27 protein-coding genes, 2 tRNA genes and 1 pseudogene are annotated in these 23,954 nt (G+C 67.5%); 20 read left to right on the forward strand and 10 right to left on the reverse strand.

What is annotated here, in order from left to right:
- The coding region (gene eno, locus V7082_RS15970; protein ID WP_442909809.1) for a phosphopyruvate hydratase at positions 1-750 on the reverse strand (750 nt) is incomplete at its 3' end.
- A gap of 223 nt (positions 751-973) precedes the next feature.
- Between eno and V7082_RS15975 the strand changes: the two genes are divergently transcribed.
- From V7082_RS15975 to V7082_RS15985, 3 genes are all read left to right on the forward strand, one after another.
- Positions 974-1,336 (forward strand): GFA family protein, encoded by a 363-nt coding sequence (locus V7082_RS15975; RefSeq protein WP_334150223.1) that lies wholly within the window; start codon positions 974-976, stop codon positions 1,334-1,336.
- Complete coding sequence (queC, locus tag V7082_RS15980; protein WP_334150225.1) at positions 1,336-2,040, forward strand: 7-cyano-7-deazaguanine synthase QueC; 705 nt, start codon at positions 1,336-1,338, stop codon at positions 2,038-2,040. Before V7082_RS15975 ends, queC begins: the two co-directional genes overlap by 1 nt.
- Before the next feature lie 146 nt (positions 2,041-2,186).
- Positions 2,187-2,729, forward strand: a complete 543-nt coding sequence (locus V7082_RS15985) for a Dps family protein (protein ID WP_334150227.1) — start codon at positions 2,187-2,189, stop codon at positions 2,727-2,729.
- 75 nt (positions 2,730-2,804) lie between these two features.
- On the opposite strand, the gene V7082_RS15990 is transcribed toward V7082_RS15985, so the two are convergent.
- Positions 2,805-3,023: a hypothetical protein gene (locus V7082_RS15990; protein ID WP_334150228.1), complete on the reverse strand. Its 219-nt coding sequence runs from the start codon at positions 3,021-3,023 to the stop codon at positions 2,805-2,807.
- A 129-nt stretch (positions 3,024-3,152) separates the two neighbouring features.
- Here V7082_RS15990 and queE point away from each other — a divergent pair, with 129 nt between their 5' ends.
- The 3 genes from queE (at position 3,153) to queF (ending at position 4,725) form a co-directional block, all read left to right on the forward strand.
- Positions 3,153-3,782: a 7-carboxy-7-deazaguanine synthase gene (gene queE / locus V7082_RS15995; protein ID WP_334150230.1), complete on the forward strand. Its 630-nt coding sequence runs from the start codon at positions 3,153-3,155 to the stop codon at positions 3,780-3,782.
- Positions 3,783-3,861: 79 nt separating this feature from the next.
- Positions 3,862-4,248, forward strand: coding sequence for a 6-pyruvoyl trahydropterin synthase family protein (locus V7082_RS16000; protein ID WP_334150232.1), 387 nt, complete (start codon positions 3,862-3,864; stop codon positions 4,246-4,248).
- A gap of 15 nt (positions 4,249-4,263) precedes the next feature.
- Positions 4,264-4,725: a preQ(1) synthase gene (gene queF / locus V7082_RS16005; RefSeq protein ID WP_334150234.1), complete on the forward strand. Its 462-nt coding sequence runs from the start codon at positions 4,264-4,266 to the stop codon at positions 4,723-4,725.
- 30 nt (positions 4,726-4,755) lie between these two features.
- Here queF and V7082_RS16010 read toward each other — a convergent pair whose 3' ends face one another.
- Positions 4,756-5,034 (reverse strand): hypothetical protein, encoded by a 279-nt coding sequence (locus tag V7082_RS16010; RefSeq protein ID WP_334150236.1) that lies wholly within the window; start codon positions 5,032-5,034, stop codon positions 4,756-4,758.
- Between the two features lie 152 nt (positions 5,035-5,186).
- Positions 5,187-5,528, reverse strand: coding sequence for a PilZ domain-containing protein (locus V7082_RS16015; protein WP_334150238.1), 342 nt, complete (start codon positions 5,526-5,528; stop codon positions 5,187-5,189).
- 345 nt (positions 5,529-5,873) lie between these two features.
- Here V7082_RS16015 and V7082_RS16020 point away from each other — a divergent pair, with 345 nt between their 5' ends.
- The gene (locus V7082_RS16020) at positions 5,874-6,095 is read left to right on the forward strand and encodes a hypothetical protein (protein WP_334150240.1); all 222 of its coding nucleotides are present in this window, start codon (positions 5,874-5,876) and stop codon (positions 6,093-6,095) included.
- Positions 6,096-6,176: 81 nt separating this feature from the next.
- Positions 6,177-7,814, forward strand: a complete 1,638-nt coding sequence (gene xrtE / locus V7082_RS16025) for an exosortase E/protease, VPEID-CTERM system (protein ID WP_334150242.1) — start codon at positions 6,177-6,179, stop codon at positions 7,812-7,814.
- Between the two features lie 117 nt (positions 7,815-7,931).
- Here the strand turns inward: xrtE and V7082_RS16030 are convergent.
- Positions 7,932-8,008: transfer RNA gene (locus V7082_RS16030), tRNA-Pro, on the reverse strand.
- A gap of 222 nt (positions 8,009-8,230) precedes the next feature.
- Between V7082_RS16030 and V7082_RS16035 the strand changes: the two genes are divergently transcribed.
- Positions 8,231-8,305, forward strand: a tRNA-Gln gene (locus V7082_RS16035).
- Positions 8,306-8,504: 199 nt separating this feature from the next.
- Here V7082_RS16035 and V7082_RS16040 read toward each other — a convergent pair.
- Together V7082_RS16040 and V7082_RS16045 are read right to left on the reverse strand one after the other, a co-directional pair.
- Positions 8,505-8,882 (reverse strand): phasin family protein, encoded by a 378-nt coding sequence (locus V7082_RS16040; RefSeq protein ID WP_334150245.1) that lies wholly within the window; start codon positions 8,880-8,882, stop codon positions 8,505-8,507.
- A 109-nt stretch (positions 8,883-8,991) separates the two neighbouring features.
- Positions 8,992-9,909: a pirin family protein gene (locus V7082_RS16045; protein WP_334150247.1), complete on the reverse strand. Its 918-nt coding sequence runs from the start codon at positions 9,907-9,909 to the stop codon at positions 8,992-8,994.
- Between the two features lie 148 nt (positions 9,910-10,057).
- Between V7082_RS16045 and V7082_RS16050 the strand changes: the two genes are divergently transcribed.
- Positions 10,058-10,252, forward strand: coding sequence for a DUF4089 domain-containing protein (locus tag V7082_RS16050; protein ID WP_334150249.1), 195 nt, complete (start codon positions 10,058-10,060; stop codon positions 10,250-10,252).
- Positions 10,249-11,631 carry an AtzE family amidohydrolase gene (locus V7082_RS16055; protein ID WP_334150251.1) on the forward strand — a complete coding sequence of 461 codons (1,383 nt, stop codon included), beginning with the start codon at positions 10,249-10,251 and terminating at the stop codon, positions 11,629-11,631. The genes V7082_RS16050 and V7082_RS16055 overlap by 4 nt, the downstream gene beginning before the upstream one ends.
- Positions 11,632-11,844: 213 nt before the next feature.
- Here V7082_RS16055 and V7082_RS16060 read toward each other — a convergent pair whose 3' ends face one another.
- Complete coding sequence (locus tag V7082_RS16060; protein ID WP_334150252.1) at positions 11,845-12,600, reverse strand: helix-turn-helix domain-containing protein; 756 nt, start codon at positions 12,598-12,600, stop codon at positions 11,845-11,847.
- A gap of 103 nt (positions 12,601-12,703) precedes the next feature.
- On the opposite strand from V7082_RS16060, the gene V7082_RS16065 reads away from it, so the two are divergent.
- Positions 12,704-13,699 carry an MBL fold metallo-hydrolase gene (locus tag V7082_RS16065; protein ID WP_334150255.1) on the forward strand — a complete coding sequence of 332 codons (996 nt, stop codon included), beginning with the start codon at positions 12,704-12,706 and terminating at the stop codon, positions 13,697-13,699.
- 234 nt (positions 13,700-13,933) lie between these two features.
- On the forward strand, positions 13,934-14,842 hold the full coding sequence (locus tag V7082_RS16070; RefSeq protein ID WP_334150257.1) for an MBL fold metallo-hydrolase: 909 nt from the start codon (positions 13,934-13,936) through the stop codon (positions 14,840-14,842).
- Here V7082_RS16070 and V7082_RS16075 read toward each other — a convergent pair.
- Complete coding sequence (locus tag V7082_RS16075; protein WP_334150259.1) at positions 14,775-15,650, reverse strand: DUF1499 domain-containing protein; 876 nt, start codon at positions 15,648-15,650, stop codon at positions 14,775-14,777. The two genes, V7082_RS16070 and V7082_RS16075, sit on opposite strands and share 68 nt — an antisense overlap.
- An 82-nt stretch (positions 15,651-15,732) precedes the next feature.
- On the opposite strand from V7082_RS16075, the gene V7082_RS16080 reads away from it, so the two are divergent.
- The 7 genes from V7082_RS16080 (at position 15,733) to V7082_RS16110 (ending at position 22,981) form a co-directional block, all read left to right on the forward strand.
- Positions 15,733-16,680, forward strand: a complete 948-nt coding sequence (locus tag V7082_RS16080) for a hypothetical protein (protein WP_334150261.1) — start codon at positions 15,733-15,735, stop codon at positions 16,678-16,680.
- Positions 16,681-16,786: 106 nt separating this feature from the next.
- Positions 16,787-17,764: a CHAD domain-containing protein gene (locus tag V7082_RS16085; protein ID WP_334150263.1), complete on the forward strand. Its 978-nt coding sequence runs from the start codon at positions 16,787-16,789 to the stop codon at positions 17,762-17,764.
- A 72-nt stretch (positions 17,765-17,836) separates the two neighbouring features.
- Entirely contained in the window at positions 17,837-18,895 is a 1,059-nt protein-coding gene (gene hemH / locus V7082_RS16090) for a ferrochelatase (protein ID WP_334150265.1), read from the forward strand.
- Positions 18,896-19,187: 292 nt separating this feature from the next.
- Positions 19,188-20,174 carry an SPFH domain-containing protein gene (locus V7082_RS16095; protein WP_334150266.1) on the forward strand — a complete coding sequence of 329 codons (987 nt, stop codon included), beginning with the start codon at positions 19,188-19,190 and terminating at the stop codon, positions 20,172-20,174.
- Between the two features lie 110 nt (positions 20,175-20,284).
- Positions 20,285-20,743 (forward strand): NfeD family protein, encoded by a 459-nt coding sequence (locus V7082_RS16100; RefSeq protein WP_334150267.1) that lies wholly within the window; start codon positions 20,285-20,287, stop codon positions 20,741-20,743.
- A 150-nt stretch (positions 20,744-20,893) separates the two neighbouring features.
- Positions 20,894-22,531: an outer membrane beta-barrel protein gene (locus V7082_RS16105; RefSeq protein WP_334150268.1), complete on the forward strand. Its 1,638-nt coding sequence runs from the start codon at positions 20,894-20,896 to the stop codon at positions 22,529-22,531.
- 165 nt (positions 22,532-22,696) lie between these two features.
- Positions 22,697-22,981: a hypothetical protein gene (locus V7082_RS16110; RefSeq protein ID WP_334150269.1), complete on the forward strand. Its 285-nt coding sequence runs from the start codon at positions 22,697-22,699 to the stop codon at positions 22,979-22,981.
- A gap of 239 nt (positions 22,982-23,220) precedes the next feature.
- Here the strand turns inward: V7082_RS16110 and V7082_RS16115 are convergent.
- Positions 23,221-23,954, reverse strand: a pseudogene (locus tag V7082_RS16115) (AMP-binding protein); the annotation flags it as partial.

Consider the following 23,954-nt stretch of genomic DNA (forward strand, 5'->3'; position numbering starts at 1 on the left):
CTTGTAGAACTCGGTCGAGGCGCAATCGAGCGCCAGCATCACGTCGTCGCCGGGCTTGTAGCCGGCCTTCTCGATGGATTTCATGATGAAGCCGAGCGCGTCGTCCGCGCTCTTGAGGTTCGGCGCGAAACCGCCCTCGTCACCGATGCCGGTGTTGTGGCCGGCGTCCTTGAGCGCTTTCTTGAGGGTATGGAAGATCTCGGCGCCCATGCGGACGGCGTCGGCGCACGTGGCCGCCGACACCGGCATGATCATGAACTCCTGGATGTCGATCGGGTTGTCGGCATGTGCGCCGCCGTTGACGATGTTCATCATCGGCACCGGCAGCACGTGCGCGGACGCGCCGCCGACGTAGCGGTAGAGCGAAAGGCCCGACGCCTCCGCGGCGGCCCTGGCGGCCGCCAGCGACACGCCGAGAATGGCGTTCGCGCCGAGGCGGCTCTTGTTCTTCGTCCCGTCGAGCGCGATCATCGCCGCATCGAGCCCGCGCTGGTCCTCGGCGTCGAGGCCGATCAGCGCGTCCGAGATCTCTCCGTTCACGGCGTCGACGGCCTTCTGCACGCCCTTGCCGAGATAGCGCGCCCCGTCCCCGTCGCGCAGCTCGATAGCCTCGTGCGCGCCCGTCGAGGCGCCCGACGGCACCGCCGCCCGCCCCATGGACCCGTCCTCGAGCATCACGTCGACCTCGACGGTGGGGTTGCCGCGGCTATCAAGAATTTCTCTGCCGAGGATGTCGACGATTGCGGTCATGGGGCGTTCCTTGGAAGTCTGATGGACAAACGTTTCTTGTGCGAGGATCGTGGGTCGCTTCAGAGACCGGGGACATCGACCTCGGAAGAAACGGCAGGGCAAGCTGCAGCGGGTTGTAAACGGGTTTGTAGGGTCCGGAAAGACCCCATCGGGTAGGCCGTCCTACCCTACCCCGCGACGACCCTCTGCGGTTGGGAAACACGGGACAAGGAGGACCACACCATTGGCCGACCAGCAAACCTATCACGGCTCCTGCCACTGCGGCGCCGTTGCCTACGAGGCGAGGAGCACCCCTATCACCCAGGCGATGAGTTGCAATTGCTCTATCTGCCGTAGAAAAGGCACGCTGCTCGCATTCATTCCCGCCAGCGACTTCACGCTCACGGCCGGCGAGGACGCCCTGACCGACTACCAGTTCAACAAGCACGTCATCCATCATCTCTTCTGCGCCACCTGCGGCGTGACGAGCTTCGCGCGCGGGTCCAAACCCGACGGGTCGCAAATGATCGCGCTCAATGTGCGCTGCATCGACGCGATCGATCCCGACGCCCTCACCATCAACCGCGTCGACGGAAAGAGTTTCTGATGTCCGGCGACGGCGCGCTCGTCCTCTTTTCAGGCGGCCAGGACTCGACGGTCTGCCTCGCATGGGCGCTCGAACGCTTTCAGCGCGTCGAGACCGTGGGCTTCTCGTACGATCAGCGCCATTCCGTCGAGCTGACGCAGCGCAGAATCGTACGCGACAGCATCCCCGACATATTCCCCCACTGGGCGGACCGGCTCGGCTCCGATCATGAGATCGCGCTCACAGAGCTCGGGCGCATCAGCGAGACGGCGCTCACGCGCTCGACCGAGATCGCCATGACGGAAGCCGGCCTGCCCTCGACGTTCGTGCCCGGCCGCAATCTCCTTTTCCTCGTCTACGCTGCCGCCATTGCCTATCGTCGCGGCATCGGGACCCTTGTCGCCGGCATGTGCGAGACGGACTACTCCGGCTATCCCGACTGCCGCGCGGATGCCATCCACGCTCAGCAGAAGGCCATCGCGTTGGGCTTCGATCGGGAGTTCGCGATCGAGACGCCGCTCATGCACGTCGACAAGGCCGGAGCATGGGCCATGGCCGACGCTCTCGGCGGCGCGCCGCTGGTGGATCTCATCCGCGAGGACACGCACACCTGCTATCTCGGCGACCGGACGCACCGCCACGATTGGGGTTGGGGCTGTGGCGAATGCCCCGCCTGCCGGCTCCGCGCCAGGGGCTGGGAAACGTGGAAGGCCGGAAAGCCCTGAACCCTCCGATCATTGGCGCGAGGGCCCAGCCGCGACGTATCGTTAACGGCGAACGACGCTTGTGCCGGCACGACCCTTCCCTTCGCCGGAACGGGAACCTACGTAAGGGATGGCGTGTTCCCCCACCCATCCGATGGAGTTCCCCCATGGCCGAGCCGAAGACCGATCTCAAGAAAGCCGCCGAGCGTCGCAAAGCCCCGCTCGCAACGCCGAGCGACCTTGGCGACAACGCGGTGCGCGACATCTCCGGCGCACTCAACGAGTTGCTCGCCGACGTCTTCGCGCTTTATCTCAAGACCAAGAATTTCCACTGGCACGTCAGCGGCCCCCACTTCCGCGACTACCATCTGATGCTCGACGAGCAGAGCGAGCAGATCTTCGCCATGACCGACGACATCGCCGAGCGCGTCCGCAAGATCGGCGGCACCACGTTGCGCTCCATCGGGCATATCGCCAAGCTGCAGCGCATCAAGGACAACGACGCGGACTACGTCGACGCCCTCGACATGATCGCGGAGCTGCGCGACGACAACAGGGACCTGGTCGCGCGCCTGCGCTCGGTCCACGACGTCGCCGACGAGCACAACGACGTCGCCACCGCGAGCTTGATCGAGAACTGGATCGACGAAAGCGAGCGTCGCCACTGGTTCCTCTTCGAAGCAAGCCGCCGCGAGGTGGAGGGACACTGAAGAGCTCCAGCAGGCAGCAAGGCAGCAGGCAACGCGGTATCTACTGCCTGCTGCCCGTTGCCCAACCCCCGCCCCTCACAACATCCCCTCAACAATCTCCGGCCGCGCGGCCCCCGCGCCGGTCTTCGCTTTATCGAGCGCGGCCACACGGGCGTCGTAGTCGAGCCGCAGGAAGGCGTTGAGCGCGCTGTCTGCGACCGCATACTCGCCGCAATGTTTGCAGCGGACGACGAGACCGTCGAACTCGCCCGATGTCAGGTCTTCGGCTTCGGCGCCGCAAACGGAGCACTGCATGGTCCTCGCTCCTCTGTGATCATCCCGGGGATGATACCCCGCTGAAACGCCTCGGGTTCCCTCATTTTCGATAACGAAAGCAGCCGTGCACCGCTTGACTTGGGACAGCAGGGTCCTAGGGATCACCCCATGTATGCCGTGAAAGAGATCTTCTACACGCTCCAGGGCGAGGGCGCGAACGCCGGGCGCGCAGCCGTGTTCTGCCGCTTTGCCGGCTGCAATCTGTGGTCCGGGCGCAACCAGGACCGTGAGCGCGCCGACTGCCGCTTCTGCGACACCGACTTCGTCGGCACCGACGGCGAAGGCGGCGGCAAGTTCCCGGACGCCGGCGGTCTCGCCGCTGCGGTCGCCGGTGCGTGGCAGGGCGGGCCTGGTGACCGCTTCGTCGTGCTGACCGGCGGCGAGCCGGCGCTGCAGGTCGATACCGCACTGATCGATGCGTTGCATGCACAGAATTTCAGCGTCGCCATCGAGACCAACGGCACGCTGCCGCTCCCGCCCGGCCTCGACTGGATCTGCGTCAGCCCCAAGGCCGGCACCGCGCTTTGCCAGACGACGGGCGACGAGCTGAAGCTCGTCTTTCCGCAGGCCGGGCTTGCGCCCGAGACCCTGCTCGCGCTCGATTTCCCGCGCCGCTTCCTGAGCCCCATGGACGGCCCCGCGCTCGCCGAGAACACAGCCGCCGCCGTCGCCTACGTGAAAGCGAACCCCGCCTGGCGCCTTTCCGTGCAGACCCACAAGCGAATTGGAATTCCCTAAGGCAGTAGGCAGTGAAACATCCTTACTGCCTTACTGCCTAACTCTGGCGCCCAGCGCCGAAATCCCCTATGTCACCCCCATGCGCATCTACAAAGAATTCCTCTTCGAGGCGGCCCACTTCCTGCCGTCCGCGCCGCAAGGCCATCCGAACTCCCGGATCCATGGCCACTCGTTCCGCGCGCGCATCGTCATCGACGGCGAGCCGAGCCCCGAAACCGGCTACGTCTTTCATTTCGACGATCTCGCCGCCGCCATCGCCGACGCTCACGACGCACTCGACCACCGCCTCCTGAACGAGGTTGAGGGCCTCGAGGCGCCGACCCTCGAGCGCATCTCCATCTGGCTCTGGAACCGTCTCGAGAACCGCGTGCCGGGACTCGCCGAGATCCATGTCTCGCGCGATAGCTGCCACGAGGGCTGCATCTACCGCGGTCCGCGCACGCCGACGCGTCTCGCGGCCGAGTAGCGGAGCAGCACGCCCATGGGTCGCAAGACATCCGGCATCACGCTTCTCGGCGGAGCCTCGGCGATCCCCGAGACGCCGGACAAGGCGCTGCTCGAGCGCGTCGCCAACCCGCATCCCGACACGGCCTATGTCGCGCGCTTCACCGCGCCCGAGTTCACCTCGCTGTGTCCGGTCACCGGCCAGCCCGACTTCGCCCATCTCGTCATCGACTACGTGCCGGGCGACTGGCTGGTCGAGAGCAAGTCGCTGAAGCTGTACCTCGCCTCGTTCCGCAATCACGGTGCGTTCCACGAGGACTGCACGGTTGCCATCGGCAAACGCCTCGCCACGCTGCTCGAGCCGCACTTCTTGCGCATCGGCGGCTACTGGTATCCGCGCGGCGGCATCCCGATCGACGTCTTCTGGCAGACCGGCAAGCTGCCGAAGGACGTCTGGCTCCCCGACCAGGGCGTCGCCCCCTACCGCGGCCGCGGCTAAACCCACGCATCCGTCAGACCGCTCCGCTGTCTAGCCGGCAGCGATATCCGGCGCCGCCGCGGGCACGGCACGCCTCGTCGCGGCGGCCTTCGGTTTGGCGGCAGAAGCGGGTTTTGCGTCAGCACGAGCCCGGGCCGGCTTTTGCACGGGACGCGCCGCGGGTTTCTTCGCCGGAAGGGTCGCAGGTTTCGCCGGAAGGCGAGCCAACAGGGCCGCCTGTTGCGCGGCGAGAGCCTCGACCTCAGATCTGAGCTTCCGAAGCTCCGCCAGCACCCGCTCGAGCTTCCCGCCCTTCTTCGTCTTCGCCATGCCTATCCTCCAACGCAAGCGAGAAAGCAGGCGGCGCGCATGCGTCCCGGAGCCTTTCGCGGCGGAAAGCCTACACGCAATCGCAGGGGATGAGAACGAAGGGTGGAGACGTCGGGGGCGCCGAAGCACATCCCGGCCACCGGACCGCAGGTCTACGGTCTCGGCTTGCGCAGGGTCGACGCCGGAGTACGCCCGATCGCCGTGATGACCTGCGCACGCTTTGACGCACTTACGGTCGGAGGCGCCTCGAAGGTAACGCCAACGTCCTCGCCCTTTCGCCACGCAACCTTGCACGGCGCCTCGAAGCCGTCCGTATCGATCAGGAGATCGAACCGCGACGGCACCGCTTGCCCCTGCGCGACACGCAGCCGCGCGCCTTTCTCCGAAATATCCCTGACCGTGCATGACAGGGTCGAGGCGCGGCCGTTGAACACGATCCGGGCGCCCTTGAGGATGCGCTTGCGAGCCTTCCCACGCTTGTCGTCCGTCGTCATCGTCCGGGCGAAACCTCTCCTGCCTCACGCTATCGTCAACGGACCCGGGACCCTGGTGTTCCGAAACTTTCCGGACACAGCGTCAATCCCGATTTCCCAGATACACCTACTGTCATCCAGGTTGGAGAGCAGCGGAAAGCCGCGCAACTGAATGGTGGCCGGCCCCCTGCCGCCGCAACGAAACCACCCCGATTGCGCCCGAAAGGCCGAGAAACGCTTATGGCCGTTTCGCGGTTAACTATCTGCGCCCAAAATGTATAAACACAAGGACCGTTTAGCGCTAACGTGCTCGCAAGGATAGGAATAGTCGAGACGGTTTCAGGGGCCCGAGCGGGAGACGATATGATGGGTGGATTGAAGGCACGCTTGGCAACGCTGCTGGTCAGCATGGCTCTGACCGTGGACCAGGCGTTGGCAATGTCTTGGTGGAATCCGGATCACGGCCATGGCTCCGGGTCTTCGGGTCCTGCGTCGGCACCCGAGTTGGACGGCACGGGAGCCATCGCCGTGTTCGCCCTCATCGGCGGCATCGCGATCGTGCTCTTCAACCGGGCCCGAAACAAGTAAGCGGCACGCAACACGCTCGGCCGGCACCAGCCATCGGACCGGCAACCGTCTTACCAAGGACGCCGGCTCCGTAATCTTGCCATGCATATGCCCCTGCCTGCTGCCGCCGTCGTCCCCGAAACGTCGCAGCGGCCGACAGGCCAATGGCGCTTCTGGATCTTCGTGGCCGTCGCCGCGATCGAATTCCTGATCATCACCTTCGCGTTCGATCGCCCCCTGCCTGACACCGCACTCTGGCGGAACGTCGTCGAGACCGTGCACGACGTGGCCAAAGGGGCGATCCTGTCCTTTTGCCTGCTGCTTTTCGCGTTGTGGCCGCGCCGCGCCGAGATGCTTGCGGCTTACACCGCCACGCTCCGGAGCATGTCGAGCACGTGGCTCTTTGCGAATATCGCGCTCTTCATCGCCCTCATCGCCGTTCGCATCGCCCTGATGCAAACAGCCGAGCAGCCGCCGCTTTTGCTCGCCGCCTATTCCGTCCTCGTGCCGGCGACAGGGATATCGCTCGCGTTCCTGGCCGCTCCTCCCGCGTTATGGCTGAAACTGGCGCGCCGCGCCCCCATCGAGTGTGCGGTGGCGCTGACGGGCGGCGTGGTTGCCATCTGTCTCGGCCGGGCCGCCCAGGAGGGCTGGGCGCCGCTCGCGAACGCGACGCTCTCGGTGTCCTATTGGCTCCTCACGCTCTATGAGCCCCACGTCGTCCTGGACAGCGAACGCGCGCTGCTCGGCGCAGGCGATTTCTCCGTCCTGATCTATGGCTCGTGCTCGGGATACGAGGGGATAGCACTCATCCTGACGTTCCTTTCGGTCTACCTCTGGGTCTTTCGAAGAGACCTGAAGTTTCCCAACGTCCTGCTGCTCCTGCCCTTGGGAATGGGTGCCATATGGCTGCTCAACGCACTCCGCATCGCTTTGCTCGTCAGCATCGGGGCGCACGTCTCGCCGCAAATGGCGATGCAGGGATTTCACTCGCAGGCGGGATGGATCAGCATTCTGCTCGTCATGCTCGGCACGGTCGCCATCACGCGCCGCGTGCCGCTCTTCATGGCAGACGGCCGGCGATCGCCGCGTCGCGCACCCGGGGCCGGAGAGCGGCCGGACCTCACGCTCGCCTTCCTGGCCCCGTTCATGGCCATGCTCGCCGCGCACATCTTTGCTTCCGCCTTCGCGCCGCACGATCAATGGCTGTATCCCGTCAAGGTCCTCGCCGCCGGCGCAGCGCTCTGGTGGTTCCGGGATGCATACCGGCCCCTCCTTGCCGGTGTCGCCTGGAGCGCCCTCGCCGTCGGATTTGCGGTGGGCGTGGCGTGGATTGTCACCGACCCGGTCCCCAGCGCCGAGGTCCCGCTCGCGGCGTGGATCGCGACCTTGCCGGCCTGGGTCGCGGCCGCCTGGCTCGCAGTGCGGGCGATCGGCTCCGTGGCCATCGCCCCGATCGCCGAGGAGCTGGCCTTTCGCGGGTTCCTGGCGCGATGGCTGGTCTCGACGCGATTTGAAACCGTGAGCTTCGGCCGGACCAGCGTTCTGGCGTTCGTCGGATCCTCCGTCGCGTTCGGCCTCATGCATCAGCGGTGGCTCGCTGGCGCGCTTGCGGGCGCCATCTATGCGCTGCTGATGATCCGCACCGGGCGCCTGTCCAGCGCCATCGCCGCACATGCGGCCTCGAATGCCGTCATCGTCGCCTGGGCCATGGCCGCCCGCCAGTGGTCGCTCTTGTAGGACTGGCTGTAAGGCTCAGGACGCCCGATGCCGATGGCAAGGGCGACGCAAGACGCGCCGCGCCCACTGCAAATCTTGAGCGCCAGGAATGGACGATTATCTGGTGTCTGAGGACATTGGTCGGAGCGGGGAGATTCGAACTCCCGACCCCTTGCTCCCGAAGCAAGTGCGCTACCAGGCTGCGCTACGCTCCGCCCGACCGTAATGTCCTCGACGTATGTGAAAAAACCCTTCGGCTGCCGAGTGGGGCCGAAGCGCAAGGCGGCTTTATAACGACAGGTCCCAGGTAGGGCAAGCGACTGGTGGGCACTTTCTGCGAGCGGTGCGCATCGTGCGGACAAGGATTGCCGAGCCGGTGCACTCTCACTATGGTGCGGCGCCCAAGCGTCGGTCGCCAAGAGACGCGCGGCCGGTTTTGGGACGTAGCCAAGTGGTAAGGCAGCGGATTTTGATTCCGCCATTCGGAGGTTCGAACCCTCCCGTCCCAGCCAATGTTCTCAACGGGTTGGAAACAGTCCAGGCTCGCCGCTTCGGCGCAGAACCGGGAGCGGCGTTCGCGCCTCCCGATCGTGCTGCCACGGACGGAAGACGCGAACGCCGCCACCCAAGCAATCGGGCGCCGACGCAGAGCCGGGCGACCGCAATCTGATGTGTCGCGTTGTGACAACCGATCGCGATCGCTTCGGCGATCTATTTCCTCGGCTGCAGGTTCTGCATCGCGTCGGTCACGAGCCGCCCGAGCTCCTGAGCCTGGAGCGCATAGGCTTGCATCTGCGACTGGGCGAAACGGCTCTGGTGCGCGAGGATTTCCTGGATGTCCTTGGCGCTTGCGAGATCGCTTGCCAGTGCGAACGCGGCCTCCGCGTTCTGCTTGGCGAACTTGGTCGCCCGGTCCTGGACCGCCCGGAACCCTGACGACATATCGTTGGATGGCAAAGACTTCGTCCAGAAGCTCATCGCCTGCGTCATCGCGTCCATGAACTGGCCATAGGCGGCCCGGGCCTGATCCACGTTTTTCTCGGCGAGATCACGCATCTGCTGGGGAATTTCAAAGGGATTTTGGGACATGAGCTTCTCCGGCCTTTCTGCTCGACGTCGGGGGACCTTATTGGTAGCGCCTAATGCGTTCGGCGCATACCGGCTTCTTGCACGCCGGGACGCGACGCCACATCCGGGCTCAGTCCGGCGCCGCCATGAAGCCCTGGCTATCGGTCGGCACGGGATCGAATTTCCGAGCTTTCCAGTCGGCCTTGGCCGCCGCAATGCGGTCCTTGGAGGACGACACGAAATTCCACCACATATGGCGCGGCCCGTCCATCGGCTCGCCGCCGAGCAGCATGAGGCGCGCCATCGAGAGCGCCAGGATCGAGATGCGATCCCCGGGGCGGAACACGAGCAGGCGGCCCTCCCCGTACATCTGGCCTGCAATGTCGATCTCGCCCGAGACGATGTAGACGGCGCGCTCGTCGTAGTCCGGATCGAGCGGCAGCACGGCGCCCGGCGCGAGCACGGCCTCCGCATAGAAGCAGTCGTGCGGAAACGAGGCCGGCGATCGCGCACCGTAGAGTGAGCCCATGACGAGCCGCACGGTCTTGCCCTCGCCCGTGATGCGCGGCAGCAGGGCCGCGTCATGATGCGCGAACGTCGGCGCATCCTCCTCATGCGCTTTCGGCAGCGCCGCCCACGCCTGGATGCCGAACAGCCGCCCGCCGGCGGCCCGCGCGTCCGCGCTCGAGCGCTCCGAATGCACGATCCCTCGCCCGGCCGACATCAGGTTCAGCTCGCCGGGCTTGATGGCCAGCTCCGTGCCGAGACTGTCGCGGTGCATGAGCTCGCCGGCAAAAAGATAGGTGACGGTCGCAAGCCCGATGTGAGGGTGCGGCTGCACGTCTAATCCCTGGCCGACGAGAAGCTCCGCCGGGCCCATCTGGTCGAAGAAGATGAAAGGTCCGACCATCTGCTTTTCGAGCGCGGGGAGCGCGCGGCGCACCTCGAAGCCGCCGATGTCGCGCGCGCGGGGGATGAGGACCTGCTCGATGGCATCGCAGGAGGCTGCATTGCCGGGCTCCGGATCATCGCAAGGCTGCCAGCTCATGGGGTCCTCCTGCCTGCGTCCGCCGCCAGGATAGCGCCGCGCCGTGCGGGCGCCAAAGAAAGATCCCTCGTGCGGGACCTGCCCTGGGCCGATGACGTAAGATATGAGGTAAGGTCGAAGACACCCGAAAGCCAGAAGACGGAACGACATGACGAACGAAGACACCGCGGCCTGGATCGACGCCGCAGCCGCCGGCCTCGGACTCACCATCGCTCCCGAGTGGAAGCCGAACGTCGCCATGTTCTTCGAGGTCGCGCGCACCATGGCGCGGCTCGTCGAGGCCACCGCCGCGGCATCCAGTACCGAGGCCGCGCCCGTCTTTACCCCGCGCGGCGCGGAATGACGGCTTCCCCGGCCCCGCGGAGCGCCGCCGCCATCGCTGGTGCCGTGGCGTCGGGCGAGATTTCCGCCGAGGACATCGCACGCGCGGCACTCGATCGCATCAATGCCGCGGATCGAGAGATCGGCGCCTTCACCGACCTCACGCGCGACCGCGCGCTGGCCGAGGCGAAAGCCGTGGACCGGGCCCGCGCCGAAGGCCGTCCGCTCGGGCCACTCGCGGGCGTGCCCTATGCGGTGAAGAACCTCTACGCGATCTCCGGCCTCTCGACGCGCGCCGGCTCGCGCATCAGCGCGGCCGATCCGCCCGCACGCGAGGATGCGCTCCTGGTCCAGCGTATGACGGCAGCGGGCGCGGTGCTGCTCGGCGCCCTCAACATGGGCGAGTACGCCTACGATTTCACGGGCGAGAACGCGCACTACGGCCCCTCGCGCAACCCGCTCGACACGACGCGCATGACGGGCGGGTCGTCGGGCGGATCTGCGGCAGCCGTCGCGGCCGGCTTCGTTCCCGTATCGCTCGGCTCGGACACCAACGGCTCGATCCGCGTGCCGGCCGCCTTCTGCGGCCTCTACGGCCTCAAACCCACCTATGGCCGCCTGCCGCGCACCGGCACCTTCCCCTTCTGCGACAGCCTCGATCACCTGGGGCCGTTCGCACGCTCGGTCGCCGATCTGGCGCGCGTCTACGACGCGCTGCAAGGCCACGACGCCTCCGATCCCGTCTGCGCGCCGCGCGTGGTCGAGCCCGCCGCGGCCGCGATCGCCAAGGGGCACGAGGGGCTCCGCATCGCCGTTGCCAGCGGCTATTTCCGCGCCGACGCTGAGCCCGGCGCCCTGGCCGCCCTGGATCGCGCGGCGAACGCGTTGGGCGCGACCGAAGAGGTGGACATCCCGCGGGCCGCGGAGGCGCGCGCGGCCGCCTTCCTCATCACCAACGCCGAGGGCAGCGCGCTGCATCTCGAGCGCCTGCGCCGCCGTCCGGCCGATTTCGATCCCGACACGCGCGACCGCTTCCTCGCCGGCGCCCTCCTGCCCGCGAGCTGGTACGTCTCCGCCCAGCGCTTCCGCCGCATGTTCGAGCACACGATGGCGGACCTCTTCCGCCGCCATGACGTGATCCTGGCGCCCTCGACGCCCACGAGCGCCCCGCGGCTCGGCCAGAAGACGCTGTCGATCGGCGGCAAGGACGTGCCCTTGCGCGCGCACATGGGTATCTACACGCAGCCGATCTCGTTCGTCGGCCTGCCCGTCGCCGCCGTTCCGGTCGGCGCGCCCGGCCGGATGCCCTACGGCGTGCAGGTCATCGCCGCGCCCTGGCGCGAGGATCTGTGCCTCCGCGTCGCCTCGAGCCTCGAAGCCGCCGGCCTCGACAACGGCTAGAGTCGTTCCGACTTAGGTGGAAACATGGTCACGCGAGCAATTGGCGTGTCTGGATCCCGGCCGTCCATGCGGAGCATGGCTCCGCCATGATGCCGGGATGACGTCATTTGTATGCAGGCGGGCTACGCAAACTCAACGTCACTCCGGCGAAGGCCGGAGCCCAGACGGGCTTGCGCATGTCGAACCGCTGTTTCCATCTGAAACGGAAACTCTCTAGCCCCGCCGCACCTTTCGCAGGCTCGGCGAGGCCGGCGCACCGAACGCCTGCCGGAAGGCGCGCGCAAAATGCGCCTGGTCGAAGAAGCCCGCGCCATGGGCCGCCTCCGTGAAACTGCTGCCCGCCGCGATCGAGCCGATCGCCCCGCGCAGCCGCCGCCACACGCGGAAGCGGCGGAACGGCACGCCGACCTCCTCGGCGAACAGATGCTGAAACCGTGAGGGCGACAAGCCAACCGCCCGCGCCGCATCCACCACCCGCATCCCCTCCTCCCGCTCGGCCGAAAGAGAGGCGATAGCGCGCGTGATGCGCGGATCGAGCGTACGCCGCACCCGCCGGCTGGCGAAACCGAGCAGATCGTCGAGCGCATCGGGCACGATCCGAGCCCCGTCGCGCGCCTCGTAAATGGCGCGAAGCTCCTTGGAGACCCCGCAGGCAAGGCCGACCAGCGCACCACTCTGCTCGCTGGCCTCGGCGACGAGCGGCGCGAGCGCGTCCGCACCGGCCTCTCCCGGCTCCAGATAGAGGACGGCGAGCGGCCGGCCCGCAACGTCGAACTCGTAGGAGACGCCCGCCGGGATGACCGCCGTCCGGCAGGGCCGCCAATCGCTCCCCGCGATGCGCAACCGGAACGCCTCATAGAGCCCTGCGAGAAGCACCGGCACGCTGTGGGCATGCGGCGCATTGTGCCCGAGCGGCCCGGCGAACAAGGCACGCATCGGTGCAAGATGCCAGATCGGCAGCAGGTCCACCGCACCTCTGCCATCGGCTTTTGCAGCACATTCGTACAAGCGATGCCTCGTCTCGCTCCGTTACCTTGCCCTCCGCCCTTAGCAACACGGAGAGACGACCTCAATGCCGATCCAGGATCTTCGCCTCAGCCGCCGCTATATCCTGAACGCTGCCGGTGCGCTCGCAGCCGCGCCACTGTCGCACGCCCTCTCGATACCGGCACACGCCGCGGCTCCGCAACTCGGACCCTGGCAGCCCCGCCACCAGCGCTACAAGATAGGTGGCTTCGAGATGACCGTCGTCGCCGATTCCGAAACCTTTATCGACGGTCCCTTTCCCCTCATCGGCGGCAACGCCGCGGAGGAGGACGTGCGCCGCCTGATGCGCGACAACCTGTTGCCCGAGGCCAAATACCAGCCCGGCTTCACGCCGACGATCGTCAACACCGGCCGCGAGCTCGTCCTGTTCGACACCGGCAACGGCGAGAACGGTTTCGTGCCGCGCCCGGCGGGCGGATGGCTCGCCCGCGAGCTCGCACCCGCCGGCATCAAACCCGAGGACATCGACATCGTGGTGCTGAGCCACGGCCATCCCGATCACGTCGGCGGCCTCGTGGAGGCCGGAAAACCGCTCTTCCCGAACGCCCGCTACGTCATCGGCCAGGTCGAATACGACTTCTGGGCGCCCGAGGGAAAACACGCCGGAGACCTCGAGAAATTCGCAACCCTATTCCGCGCCAACACCAGCGACATCGCCGACCGGTTCTCCTTCCTGAAGCCGGGCGACGACGTCGTGACCGGCATCCGCGCCGTCGAAGCCTACGGCCACACGCCCGGGCACCTGAACTTCCTCATCGAGAGCGAAGGCAAAGCCATCTACCTTTGGGGCGACTGCGCGCACCATCAGGTCGCGTCCCTCGCACGCCCCGACTGGCACTGCGTCTTCGACGTTGATGCCGAGCAGGCGGCCGCGACGCGCAAGCGCGTCTACGATCGCCTGGCAACGGAGCGCATCGCCGTCGTCGGATATCACATGCCGTTCCCATCCGTCGGCTACGTCGAGCGCGCCGGACCGGGGTCCTACCGCTGGCTCGCCCACACCTATCAGCTCAGCCTTTGACGTAGGTCATGATCTCATTATGGATGACGCATCGACGCGAGGACTTTTGCGTCGCTGGCAGGAGCGAGACCGCCACAAACCTCCATGGTTTGCAAGGTCTCAAACCAGGGGCGCAAAAAAGGACCGCGCCCCTGCAGGGTGAGCCATCATCCATAATGAGGTCATGACCTAGGCTAAGCGGCCGCGATCGACTAAGGTCCTGCGCCTCGAACAGCCCACGGGGCGCGCGCGCCGATGACGAACGATCTGACGTTCAAGACCACCATGCATTTCACCTATGGCGAGCCGGCGCCGGTCAGTCCCGGCATCGTGCGCATCGTCGCTGGCAATGCGAGCCCCCTGACCTTCAAGGGCACCAACACCTACCTCGTCGGCATGACGGAGCTCGCGGTCATCGACCCCGGCCCCGCCGACGAGGCCCACTCGGCCGCCATCCTGAAGGCCGCCGCCGGCCGCCCCATCCGCCAGATCCTCGTCACGCACGCCCATCGCGACCATGTGGACGGCGCCGCGGCGCTCAAGGCGGCAACGGGAGCACCCGTCATGGGCTATGGCCGCGACGGCTTCCCGCCCATAGGCCCAGACACCAATCCGCAGGGCTCCGAGTTCATCGACTACGTCTTCGCGCCCGACGTGAAGCTCGCCCACGGCGACGTGATCGAGGAGAAGGAATGGCGCTTCCAGGCGCTGCATACGCCCGGTCACGCTCCCGACCATCTCTGCTTCGCGCTGCTCGGCCGCAACGTGCTCTTCTCGGGCGATCATGTCATGGCCTGGAACACGACGCTCGTCGCGCCGCCCGAAGGCTCGATGGCCGACTACGTCTGCTCGCTCTCGCTCCTGCTGCCGCGCAGCGAAAGTGTCTACCTGCCCGGGCACGGCGACCGCATCGACGATCCGCAGCGCACGACCCGCGCCTATCTGCTGCACCGGCGCTGGCGCGAGGAGCAGGTGCTCGAGGCGATCCGCTGCGGCCTCGGCACGATCCAGTCCATCGTGCCCGTCCTCTACCCGACCATCGACCGCAAGCTGTCGAGCGCGGCCGCGCTCTCGGTGCAGGCCCACGTCGAGCATCTCATTGCTCGCGGGCTCGTGGTTTGCGACGGGTCTCCGACTTGGGACCGGCCGCTTTCTCCCGCTTAGCCCGCTGGCCCTTCTCGCGCGCATCCTGGGCCGTCGGCATCGTCGCATCGACGCGCGCCTGGATCTCCTTCAGGAGCTCGCGGATGCCCTCCGCGTTGTGACCCATGTCGGCGCGGCCGAAGCGGGAGGCCGAGCGGATGTCGACGCGCGAGCTTTCGTCGTTCCCCGTGACGCGGAGGGAAAGGTCCTCATACCAGCCCATCACGAGGGTCCGGTCCACGGCCTCGATCTCGCCGGGCGTGCCCGCCTCCGCGTCCGGAGCGCCCTCGCGCACGATCTCCATCTTGAGCCGCTTCACGGCATCGGCCACGAGCGCGTAGGCCTCGTCCGCCGGCCTTTCGATCCGCATCGGCCTGATGAACGGGTAGGCCCGCGCCTGTGCATCGGCGAGGCGCTTGCGGTCGTAGGCGACACGGTTGTCGCCCGGGCTGCGCAGCTTGGCGATGGTCGAGAATGCCGGGGGATCGTCAAAATCGGTCGTGAGATCGTTGAGCAGCGGATACTCGCGCACCCACATCGTGTAGAGCACGGGGATGCAGAGCAGCGCCCCACTGAGGCACACGGCGAACAGCACGCGCGCGGTTCCGGGCCGTCCCGTCCGCCAGATGACGATCGCGGCCGCCACCGCGCTCGCGATCGAGAACACCGCGATCCCCATGCCGACCAGGAAAAGGTTGAAGGCGACCGGCGTCGGCAGCCCGAACAGGCGGAACAGGAACGCCGCCGCGACGATGATGCCGAACGCGAAGAGAGCCGCCCGCGTCGCCCAGCGGGCGGCCGACGGTTCTCTCTCGGGAATGGCGAGCATGGACCGGACCTCGAAAGCCTTGTCTGGCGGGGGGACTCGCTGAAGGATAGCCTCAGATTGATGCGCAAAAAAGGCGCCTGCGATGCCCGGAGGCCGCACCCCGAATGTCCGCATGGCGCGCCGATGGAATGACGCCGCGACGGCGCGCGGGCGGAGCGTCGCGCGCCGCCACCGTGCCCGCGTCGCGTTGGCGCTGTCGCCACTGATCGCCGCTGCCCCGGTCGCCGCCGGGGATGCCGCGCGAAGCGCAGACGCTGAAGCGGACGGCCTCGTCGTCGCCATCGTCGACCTCAGGGAGATGTCTGGGCCTGCACCGGCCCCGACGACGCCGGTGGTGCGCCAACCGGCGTGGCGCACCACGTTCGGCGCCGAGCGCGAGAGCCGGCCCGGGATCGTGACGGAGGTCGAGGCGGCTGCGCTCCGGCCACTCGCCGGCACCGACGTCGTGCTGATCCAGGGCGTCGAGGCGGGCACCGCGTTGCGCCGGCTCTTTCCGCCAAGTGAATGGCGCCTCGTCGTCTCCCGCACGATCCTGTCGCCGACCGATCCTGTCGGCTTCCGCACCGTGCGCGCCGATCGTCCGCCGACGACCGCGATCGCCGTGAGGGCGCGGCAGGATCTCCGCGTCACGGCGCGGACCCCGACGCTGACGCTCGAGCCCCCCGCCTCGACCGGCGAGCCGGACGCCACCGCCACCGCCGTCCGTCTGCTCGACGGCCGCGGCCGCGCGGTCTGGCTCGCATCGATCATGCTCCCCGCCGCCTGCAGCCACGAGGACCCGCCATGCCCCGCGCTCGACAGGCTCGACGCCTGGCGACACGAGAAGCTCAAGGACGGCGAGCCGGTGCTGGTTGGCGGACGGATGGCGGCGCACGTGCCGGTCGCCCCGACGGCCGACGGGGAGCGCGCGCCATGCGCCTCCCACATGATCGAGACGGACCTAGCCTGGGAGCGCCTCTCCGTTCCGCCGGGCGCGAACGCGCCTCAAGCAGGAGCGAATTGCCTCTCGGCCGTCCGCCTCACATGGTAAATTGCCCCGCGAGGCTCACCTTCGGTGCACACCACCATGGAAAATCGTCCGCCGTGCCCGTTATACTCTCCAAAATGACGCGCGCCAGCAGCCAGCGGACACCTTCATGGCCTTTCGATTTCGCCTGGACGAGCCGATCGAGAAAGGCTTTCGCCGCATCGGAACGGAGCAGATCGAGCGGGCACGCCGCCAGCTCCAGGCGAATGTCGATCCGGCGACCGAGATCCACGAGGCGCGCAAATGCATGAAGCGGATCCGCGCCCTGCTGCGCCTCGGCCGCGATAGCCTGGGCGATGCAGTCTACCACGCCGAGAACGCGCACTTCCGCGCCATCGCCGGCACGCTCTCATCCGCCCGCGATGGCCACGTCATCGTCGCAACCATCGTCAAGCTCGCAGCCGAGACCCGCAACCAAGCAGCAAGCCAGGCGCTGGCGCGTCTCAAGGAGGTCGTGCTCGCGCAGAGCCCCGAGACGTCCGCCCACGCCGCCGCAGAGCGAGCCGAGGCCGACGCCGGGCTCGAGCGCGCGCTTCAGCGCTTCCGGCGGCTGCGCTTCGCCCCCGACACGTTCGCGACCCTCGAGCGGGGGCTGGTGCGCAACTGCCGTAAGGCGCTCGCACGCCGCGACGTTGCATACGCCGAACGGAGCGACGAGGCGTTCCACAACTGGCGCAAGAGCGTGCAGACCCACTGGCGCCACATGGCGCTCCTGTCGCGCGCCTGGCCGGCCCTGTTCGAGGCCCAGATCGACGCCGCCCGCCACCTCTCCCAGATGCTCGGCGACGATCACGACCTCGCGCTTCTGCGGATCAGGCTTGGGACCCTCGCGCCCGAAACCCTCCCAGCCGCCGACGCCGAGCAGATCGAGGGCCTGATCGCGACGCACCAGGCGGCCCTGCGCCGCGCCGCGAAGCCCCAGAGCGAGGTGATCTTCGCCGAGCGGCCGAAGGCGCACGGCCGCAGGATCTCGGGCATCTGGCACGGTGCGGCGGCGACCATCCGGGAGAAGAAGGCGTTGAAGGACGAGGCGTCCGCCCCCGTCAAGGAGACGCGCGCCAGGACGCCGGCTGTCGGTCGGGGTTGAGGAGATCGCGCGAACCGTGCATCCAATCGGATACGGTTTGCGTTGAAGACGAAGGAGCAGCGGAGGGCGGCCATGCAGAAGAACACTGAAGGCATCGGGGCGCCCGGGGTTTACCACACGCCGCAGGGGCCGATCCCGGCCTCGAACGATCGCATCGGCGTGCTGCTGCTCAACCTCGGCACGCCGGACGCCACCGACTACTGGTCCATGCGCCGCTACCTGAAGGAGTTCTTGTCCGACGAGCGCGTCATAGAGGAGCCACGGTGGAAGTGGTGGCCGATCCTCAACCTGATCATTCTCACCGTGCGCCCGAGCCGCAAGGGCCGTGACTACGCCACCATCTGGAACAACGAGCGCAACGAGAGTCCGATCAAGACCATCTCGCGCGCTCAGGCGGAAAAGCTCGGCGAGCGCTTCGCCGGGGATCCCAAGGTGGTCGTGGACTGGGCCATGCGCTACGCAAACCCGTCGACCGAAAGCCGCATCGAGGCCCTCGTCGCCGCCGGCTGCGACCGCATCCTCCTGGTGCCGCTCTATCCGCAATACGCCGCCGCCACCACCGCAACCGCCGCCGACCAGGCCTTCCGCGCGTTGATGAAGATGCGCCGCCAGCCCGCCGTCCGTGTCGCGCCCGCCTACTTCGACGACCCGGTCTATATCGACCGCATCGCCCGCTCCATGAGGGCGAACCTCGCAAAGCTCGATTTCGAGCCCGAGCGCATCATCGCGACCTTCCACGGCATGCCGGAGAAATACTACGAGAAGGGCGATCCCTATTATCCCCAATGCCTCGGCACATCCGAGCTCGTGCGGAACGCATTGGGATGGCCCGCCGACCGCTGGCTCACCACCTTCCAGTCCCTCTTCGGCAACGACCCCTGGCTGCAGCCCTACACGGACAAGACCGTCGAGCGTCTCGCCGCCGAGGGCGTGAAGCGCCTCGCTCTCGTCGCGCCCGGCTTCTCCGCCGACTGCCTCGAGACGCTCGAAGAGTTGAACGGCGAGAACCGGCACATCTTCGAAGGCGGCGGCGGCGAGAAGTTCGCCTATCTCCCGGCCTTGAACGACAGCGAAGACGGCCTCGACGTCATCGAGGCCATCGTGCGCCGCGAGCTTCAGGGCTGGCTCTGATACGGCCCCTTCGATCGCGCCGGAAGATCTTGTGCGCCTTCGGCTGCCTTCACGCTGGCGTCCGGGTCCTGCTCGCGTGCACGCGCTTTACGCGACATGACGGTCAGCCGGAATGACGATAGAGTTGTATGCGCGCGTAGTTTCCGGCCCCGCGTAGCCGTGGTCGGATCTGCCGGAAACAGCAATCGGTAAGGAATCTGTGGCCTGATCGTTGACCGTGCCCTCAAACGCCCCCAGTTGGCGGGTACGAACGACGTAGTCTGAATGTCCGGGACGAAAGGAAAACCCATCCATGTATGGCGGCGGCTTCGAGATCTTCGGCCTGCTTTTGATCGTGCTTGCAGCCGCCATCCTGTGGTCCACGGTCAAGGTCGTGCCCCAGGGCTACAACTACACCGTCGAAAGCTTCGGCCGCTTCACCCGCACGCTGATGCCCGGCCTGCACTTCCTGGTCCCCATCGTCGAGCGCGTCGGCCACCACGTGAACGTCAAGGAGCAGGTGATCGACATTCCGAGCCAGGACGTCATCACGCGCGACAACGCCATGGTGCGTGTCGACGGCGTCGCCTTCTTCCAGGTCCTGAACGCCGCCAAGTCGGCTTACGAGGTCGACAACCTCGAGCACGCCATCATCAACCTGACGATGACCAACATCCGCACCGTCATGGGGTCCATGGACCTCGACGAGCTGCTCTCCAACCGCGATAAGATCAACGCCCAGCTCCTGCACGTCGTCGACGCGGCCACCGAAGCCTGGGGCGTCAAGGTCACGCGCATCGAGATCAAGGACATCGCCCCCCCGCGCGATCTCATCGACAGCATGGCCCGTCAGATGAAGGCCGAGCGCGAGAAGCGCGCCCAGATCCTGGAATCGGAAGGCCTGCGCGCCGCCGCGATCCTCAAGGCCGAGGGTGAGAAGCAGGCCGTGGTGCTCGAAGCCGAAGGCCGCCGCGAGGCCGCCTTCAAGGACGCCGAAGCCCGCGAGCGCGCCGCCGAGGCCGAGGCCAAGGCCACCGAGCTCGTCTCGAGCGCCATCGCCCAGGGCAACGTGCAGGCCATCAACTACTTCGTCGCCAACAACTACGTGAAGGCGCTCGAGGCGCTGGCGAAGGCCCCGAACCAGAAGGTCATCATGATGCCGCTCGAAGCGTCCTCCGTGATCGGCTCCATCGCCGGTCTCGCGCAGATCACGAGCGAAGCGTTCGGGCCCAAGACCCCAGAGGCGCCTCGGACGCCGCCGGGCCGCGGCGGCCCGAGCGTGCCGTCGTCAAAAGGCTGAGAGAGCGCGCTCCGGCGCCACCCGGCAACCGCCCCCGGCCGATTGAACCGGACCGGGATCGGCCGGTATAATTCGCCTGCTCCGGATGCCTACAACTCGCGGGAACCGCCATGTCCACCCTCATCGACCTCGCAACCAGCCTCGGTCCCTGGAGCTGGGTCATCGCCGGCGTCATCCTCATGGCGCTCGAGACCGTGATCCCCGGCGTCTACTTTCTCTGGTTCGGCGTCTCTGCCGTCGCCGTCGGCCTCCTGGGGTTTGCCTTCGGCGATGCGCTGAGCCATCCCTGGCAGCTCGTGCTGTTCGCGCTCATCTCCGTCGCGACCGTCATCTGGATACGCAACGTCGCCAATCTCCAGCAGGTGGAGAGCGAGGACAAGGACCTCAACCAGAGGAGCGCCCAGTATCTCGGGCGCGTCGTCGTGGTCGAGGATGCCATCACCGGCGGCCGCGGGCGCGTGCGCGTGGACGATACGCTCTGGCTTGCCTCCGGCGCCGACGCGCCGAAGGGCGCGCGCGTCCGCATCACCGGCGCCCACGGCATCGTCTTCACCGTCGAGCCGGCGTGACGCCCCCTCGCGCGCGTCCCGCGAGCGCGGGCGAGAGAGCCCGCCGCAACGCTTAAGCGCTCGTTAACCGACCGTTCCTAGTGTCGAGCCGTATTGCGCTGGCCGTATCCGGCCGGCGGTCAAGGTGTGCGTCGTGTGCGATTCATCCACATGAGGACGCCCCTCGTGACGGCGCTCTGGCGGCTCGGCCTCATTCTGTTCGGCTTCGCGGTGGCAACGCTTGTCGCCGCGCTGTCGCATGTGCCGCAGGCCGGCGCCGAGGAGCTTCCCCCGGCCGAGCGCCGCACACAGCCCGCCGCCGCCGACCCGGAGACCGCCTACGAAGCGCCGAGACGCATCAGCCGCTCCGCAAGCGATTCCCTCTACGACCTCGAGGCCGATCCCGCCGATGACGCCGGGCCGGGCGAGGACTCCTTCTCCGAAACCGACGGCGGCGCATCCCCCTCCGGCGACGGCACGGAGGATGGCACGCCGGCCGGCCTCGACGGCACCATCGACCTCGCCGAGCCCGAGCCGCCGGAGGACGGCGCCGACCCGACCCGCGACACCCGGCCGCCCCAGGACCGCGACGCCTTCATGACCCCGCCCGCCGGCCACGACCCGCTCCTGTTCCAGGTCGAGGACATCGATCCCGCCACAACGGACCGTCGCCCGGCCCGCCTCGCGCGCTTCGAGCCTTATGACCCGGTCGGCATCCGCATCGGCAGCTTCGTGCTGTTCCCCGAGGTCGAGCTTGGCGGTATCTGGACCGACAACGTGCTCTTCTCGCCCGACCGACACTCCGACATCGCCCTCGGGATCGGCACGGCTGCGCGCCTCGTCTCCAACTGGTCCCGCCATGCGCTCGAGGTGAGGGGCACGACGCGCGACACGTTCCAGGACGCCTACCCTTCCGAGGACGACCGCGCCTGGAGCATCGAAGCGCGCGGCCGTCTCGACATCACCCGCCGCACCAACCTGCAGGCGATCGTCGGCCGCGATTTCGGCCAGGAGGACCGCTCCGCCATCGACGCGAGCCGGATCGGCCAGCGCGCGGACGTGACCGTCGAGCGCGCCGAGGCCGCACTCACCCATCGCTTCAACCGGCTTTCGGTGCAACTGCGCGGCTCCGTGAGCGACGTCACCTATTCGGACACCGACGGCATGAGCAACGCCGACCGCGATACGCTGGAGACGCGGCAGGCCGTGCGCGCGGCCTGGGAGTTCAAGCCGACGCTCTCCGTTTTCGCCGAGCAGGAATGGAACGAGCGCGACAAGGGCGCCATTCCGGCCGACGGCATCCCGCGCGATAGCGACGGCACGCGCACGCGCATCGGCCTCGACTTCGGATCGACCGGCGCGGTGCTGCGTGGCACGATCGGCATCGGCTACGGTCGCCAGGTGCCCGACGCGCCGAGCCTCGCGCCCGTCGACGCGGTCCTGTTCGACGCCAACCTCGCCTGGCGGCCGACGGAGATCACGTCGCTGCTGCTGACGGCGGCCAGCGACATCTACGACACGACCACGGTCGACTCGGGCGGCGTCATCACCCACACGGCCGGGCTCGAGCTGCGCCATGCCTTCCGCCGCTATCTGATCGCATCCGCCGGCATCGCCTACACCCGCTACGACTACGACGCCACACCGATCACGGAGAGCCAGTGGCTCTCCTTCGCCGGCCTCGAATACTACGCAAGCCCAGAGCTGGTCCTGTTCACCCGTTACGAGCACCTCGCCTTCGACTCCAACGACGCCGACGGCGATTACGATCGCGACGAGCTACGCTTCGGCGTCCGCGTCCGCCGCTAGAAAGAGGCAAGGCGGCGCGCGCAGGCTTGAGCGAAACTTTCTTATGCTCGCACAGAGCGTTGCGCCGAACCCGAGGCCCGCTACTCTCGTTCCCTGGATCGATTCGCCTTGGGATTGGAGCGCTTGCCGCCTCACGACCATCCATTCGAACGCAGGGAGCCCGCCATGTCCGACCATACCCAGTTCGCAGTCGGCAGCCGCAAGGTCGCCATGATGCCGCGCGTCATGAAGCGATCGCTGCAGGTCGCCATTGCGGCTGCGCTCACCGCCGGGGCCGTTCTGTTCGTGATGATGATCAACGGCTTCCTGGTCGGCCGCGGCGGCTCGCTCGCCGGCATCGACGTCTGGCTCGCCTTCATCAAGCGCAGCGACATCATCGGCACCATCATCCTGACGGCGCTGGTCACGACCGCCTTCCTCTATTGGCAGCGCGACAAGGAACGCCGGTAGACGAACCCCTTTTTCACGTATCCGGATCCCGGCCGTTCATGCGTGGCATGGCTTTGCTCGTCCATGCGGAGCATGGCTTCGCCCGTCCATGCGGAGCATGGCTTCGCCCGTCCATTCGGAGCATGGCTTCGCCATGACGCCGCCGGGATGACGTTGAAAATGTGCGAGCCGCAGCCACAAACGTTGCATCACCCCGACGGAGGTCGGGGTCCAGATACGCCTCGGCATAAGCGTCGGGCTCACGCCACGCGCGGCGGGCTGCCCGGGATTACAATCGAAGGCTCCGGTACCAGCGCCTCGGGCTTCCGCGGCTGGGCGGCCATTCTTTCCTTCGCCAGCGCCAGCGCCGCCACGTAATCGGGCTTTCCGCTGCCGAGCAGCGGCAGACCCGGAACGATGAGGATGTCCGCCGGCACCATCAGCTCGCTCGCCCCCTTCTGGCGCGCAAAGCGTACGAAGGCCTCGCGCATGGCCGAGAGATCCGTTGTCATCAAGGCCAGCCGCTCGCCCTTGCGCGCGTCCGGCAGCGCCACGACGACGCTCTCGACCTGAGGCCACAGCTCCGTCGCCAGCGCCTCGACGGCCGACAGCGACACCATCTCGCCGCCGATCTTGGCGAACCGCTTGGCGCGCCCCTTGATCGAGATGAAACCCTGCGCGTCGATGGCGACGATGTCGCCCGTATCGTGCCACCCGTTCTCCGGCGGCTCGAGCACGCCCGGGTTCTCCGCCCGCATATAGCCGAGCATCACGTTCGGGCCGCGCACGTAGAGCCGCCCCGCGCCCTCGATTCCCGGCACCGGCTCAAGCCGCGCCTCCATCAGCGGCGACAGGCGGCCGACCGTGCCCGACTTGTTGGCAAGCGGCGTGTTGATGGCGAGCACCGGCGCCGTCTCGGTGAACCCCTAGACCTAAAGAATGCGCACGCCGAACTTCTCCATGTAGATCTGCCGCGTCCGCTCCTTGACCGCTT

It is taken from the genome of Hyphomicrobium sp. (assembly GCF_036833075.1).
Classification (GTDB): domain Bacteria; phylum Pseudomonadota; class Alphaproteobacteria; order Rhizobiales; family Hyphomicrobiaceae; genus Hyphomicrobium_C.

What these genes read in the sequence shown, in the direction of transcription:
- queC (WP_334150225.1), top strand. Translation starts at nt 1,336, where the DNA reads ATGTCCGGCGACGGCGCGCTCGTCCTCTTTTCAGGCGGCCAGGACTCG.
- V7082_RS15985 (WP_334150227.1), top strand. Translation starts at nt 2,187, where the DNA reads ATGGCCGAGCCGAAGACCGATCTCAAGAAAGCCGCCGAGCGTCGCAAA.
- V7082_RS15990 (WP_334150228.1), bottom strand. Translation starts at nt 3,023, where the DNA reads ATGCAGTGCTCCGTTTGCGGCGCCGAAGCCGAAGACCTGACATCGGGC.
- queE (WP_334150230.1), top strand. Translation starts at nt 3,153, where the DNA reads ATGTATGCCGTGAAAGAGATCTTCTACACGCTCCAGGGCGAGGGCGCG.
- V7082_RS16000 (WP_334150232.1), top strand. Translation starts at nt 3,862, where the DNA reads ATGCGCATCTACAAAGAATTCCTCTTCGAGGCGGCCCACTTCCTGCCG.
- queF (WP_334150234.1), top strand. Translation starts at nt 4,264, where the DNA reads ATGGGTCGCAAGACATCCGGCATCACGCTTCTCGGCGGAGCCTCGGCG.
- V7082_RS16010 (WP_334150236.1), bottom strand. Translation starts at nt 5,034, where the DNA reads ATGGCGAAGACGAAGAAGGGCGGGAAGCTCGAGCGGGTGCTGGCGGAG.
- V7082_RS16015 (WP_334150238.1), bottom strand. Translation starts at nt 5,528, where the DNA reads ATGACGACGGACGACAAGCGTGGGAAGGCTCGCAAGCGCATCCTCAAG.
- V7082_RS16020 (WP_334150240.1), top strand. Translation starts at nt 5,874, where the DNA reads ATGGGTGGATTGAAGGCACGCTTGGCAACGCTGCTGGTCAGCATGGCT.
- xrtE (WP_334150242.1), top strand. Translation starts at nt 6,177, where the DNA reads ATGCATATGCCCCTGCCTGCTGCCGCCGTCGTCCCCGAAACGTCGCAG.
- V7082_RS16040 (WP_334150245.1), bottom strand. Translation starts at nt 8,882, where the DNA reads ATGTCCCAAAATCCCTTTGAAATTCCCCAGCAGATGCGTGATCTCGCC.
- V7082_RS16045 (WP_334150247.1), bottom strand. Translation starts at nt 9,909, where the DNA reads ATGAGCTGGCAGCCTTGCGATGATCCGGAGCCCGGCAATGCAGCCTCC.
- V7082_RS16050 (WP_334150249.1), top strand. Translation starts at nt 10,058, where the DNA reads ATGACGAACGAAGACACCGCGGCCTGGATCGACGCCGCAGCCGCCGGC.
- V7082_RS16055 (WP_334150251.1), top strand. Translation starts at nt 10,249, where the DNA reads ATGACGGCTTCCCCGGCCCCGCGGAGCGCCGCCGCCATCGCTGGTGCC.
- V7082_RS16065 (WP_334150255.1), top strand. Translation starts at nt 12,704, where the DNA reads ATGCCGATCCAGGATCTTCGCCTCAGCCGCCGCTATATCCTGAACGCT.
- V7082_RS16070 (WP_334150257.1), top strand. Translation starts at nt 13,934, where the DNA reads ATGACGAACGATCTGACGTTCAAGACCACCATGCATTTCACCTATGGC.
- V7082_RS16075 (WP_334150259.1), bottom strand. Translation starts at nt 15,650, where the DNA reads ATGCTCGCCATTCCCGAGAGAGAACCGTCGGCCGCCCGCTGGGCGACG.
- V7082_RS16080 (WP_334150261.1), top strand. Translation starts at nt 15,733, where the DNA reads ATGCCCGGAGGCCGCACCCCGAATGTCCGCATGGCGCGCCGATGGAAT.
- V7082_RS16085 (WP_334150263.1), top strand. Translation starts at nt 16,787, where the DNA reads ATGGCCTTTCGATTTCGCCTGGACGAGCCGATCGAGAAAGGCTTTCGC.
- hemH (WP_334150265.1), top strand. Translation starts at nt 17,837, where the DNA reads ATGCAGAAGAACACTGAAGGCATCGGGGCGCCCGGGGTTTACCACACG.
- V7082_RS16095 (WP_334150266.1), top strand. Translation starts at nt 19,188, where the DNA reads ATGTATGGCGGCGGCTTCGAGATCTTCGGCCTGCTTTTGATCGTGCTT.
- V7082_RS16100 (WP_334150267.1), top strand. Translation starts at nt 20,285, where the DNA reads ATGTCCACCCTCATCGACCTCGCAACCAGCCTCGGTCCCTGGAGCTGG.
- V7082_RS16105 (WP_334150268.1), top strand. Translation starts at nt 20,894, where the DNA reads ATGAGGACGCCCCTCGTGACGGCGCTCTGGCGGCTCGGCCTCATTCTG.
- V7082_RS16110 (WP_334150269.1), top strand. Translation starts at nt 22,697, where the DNA reads ATGTCCGACCATACCCAGTTCGCAGTCGGCAGCCGCAAGGTCGCCATG.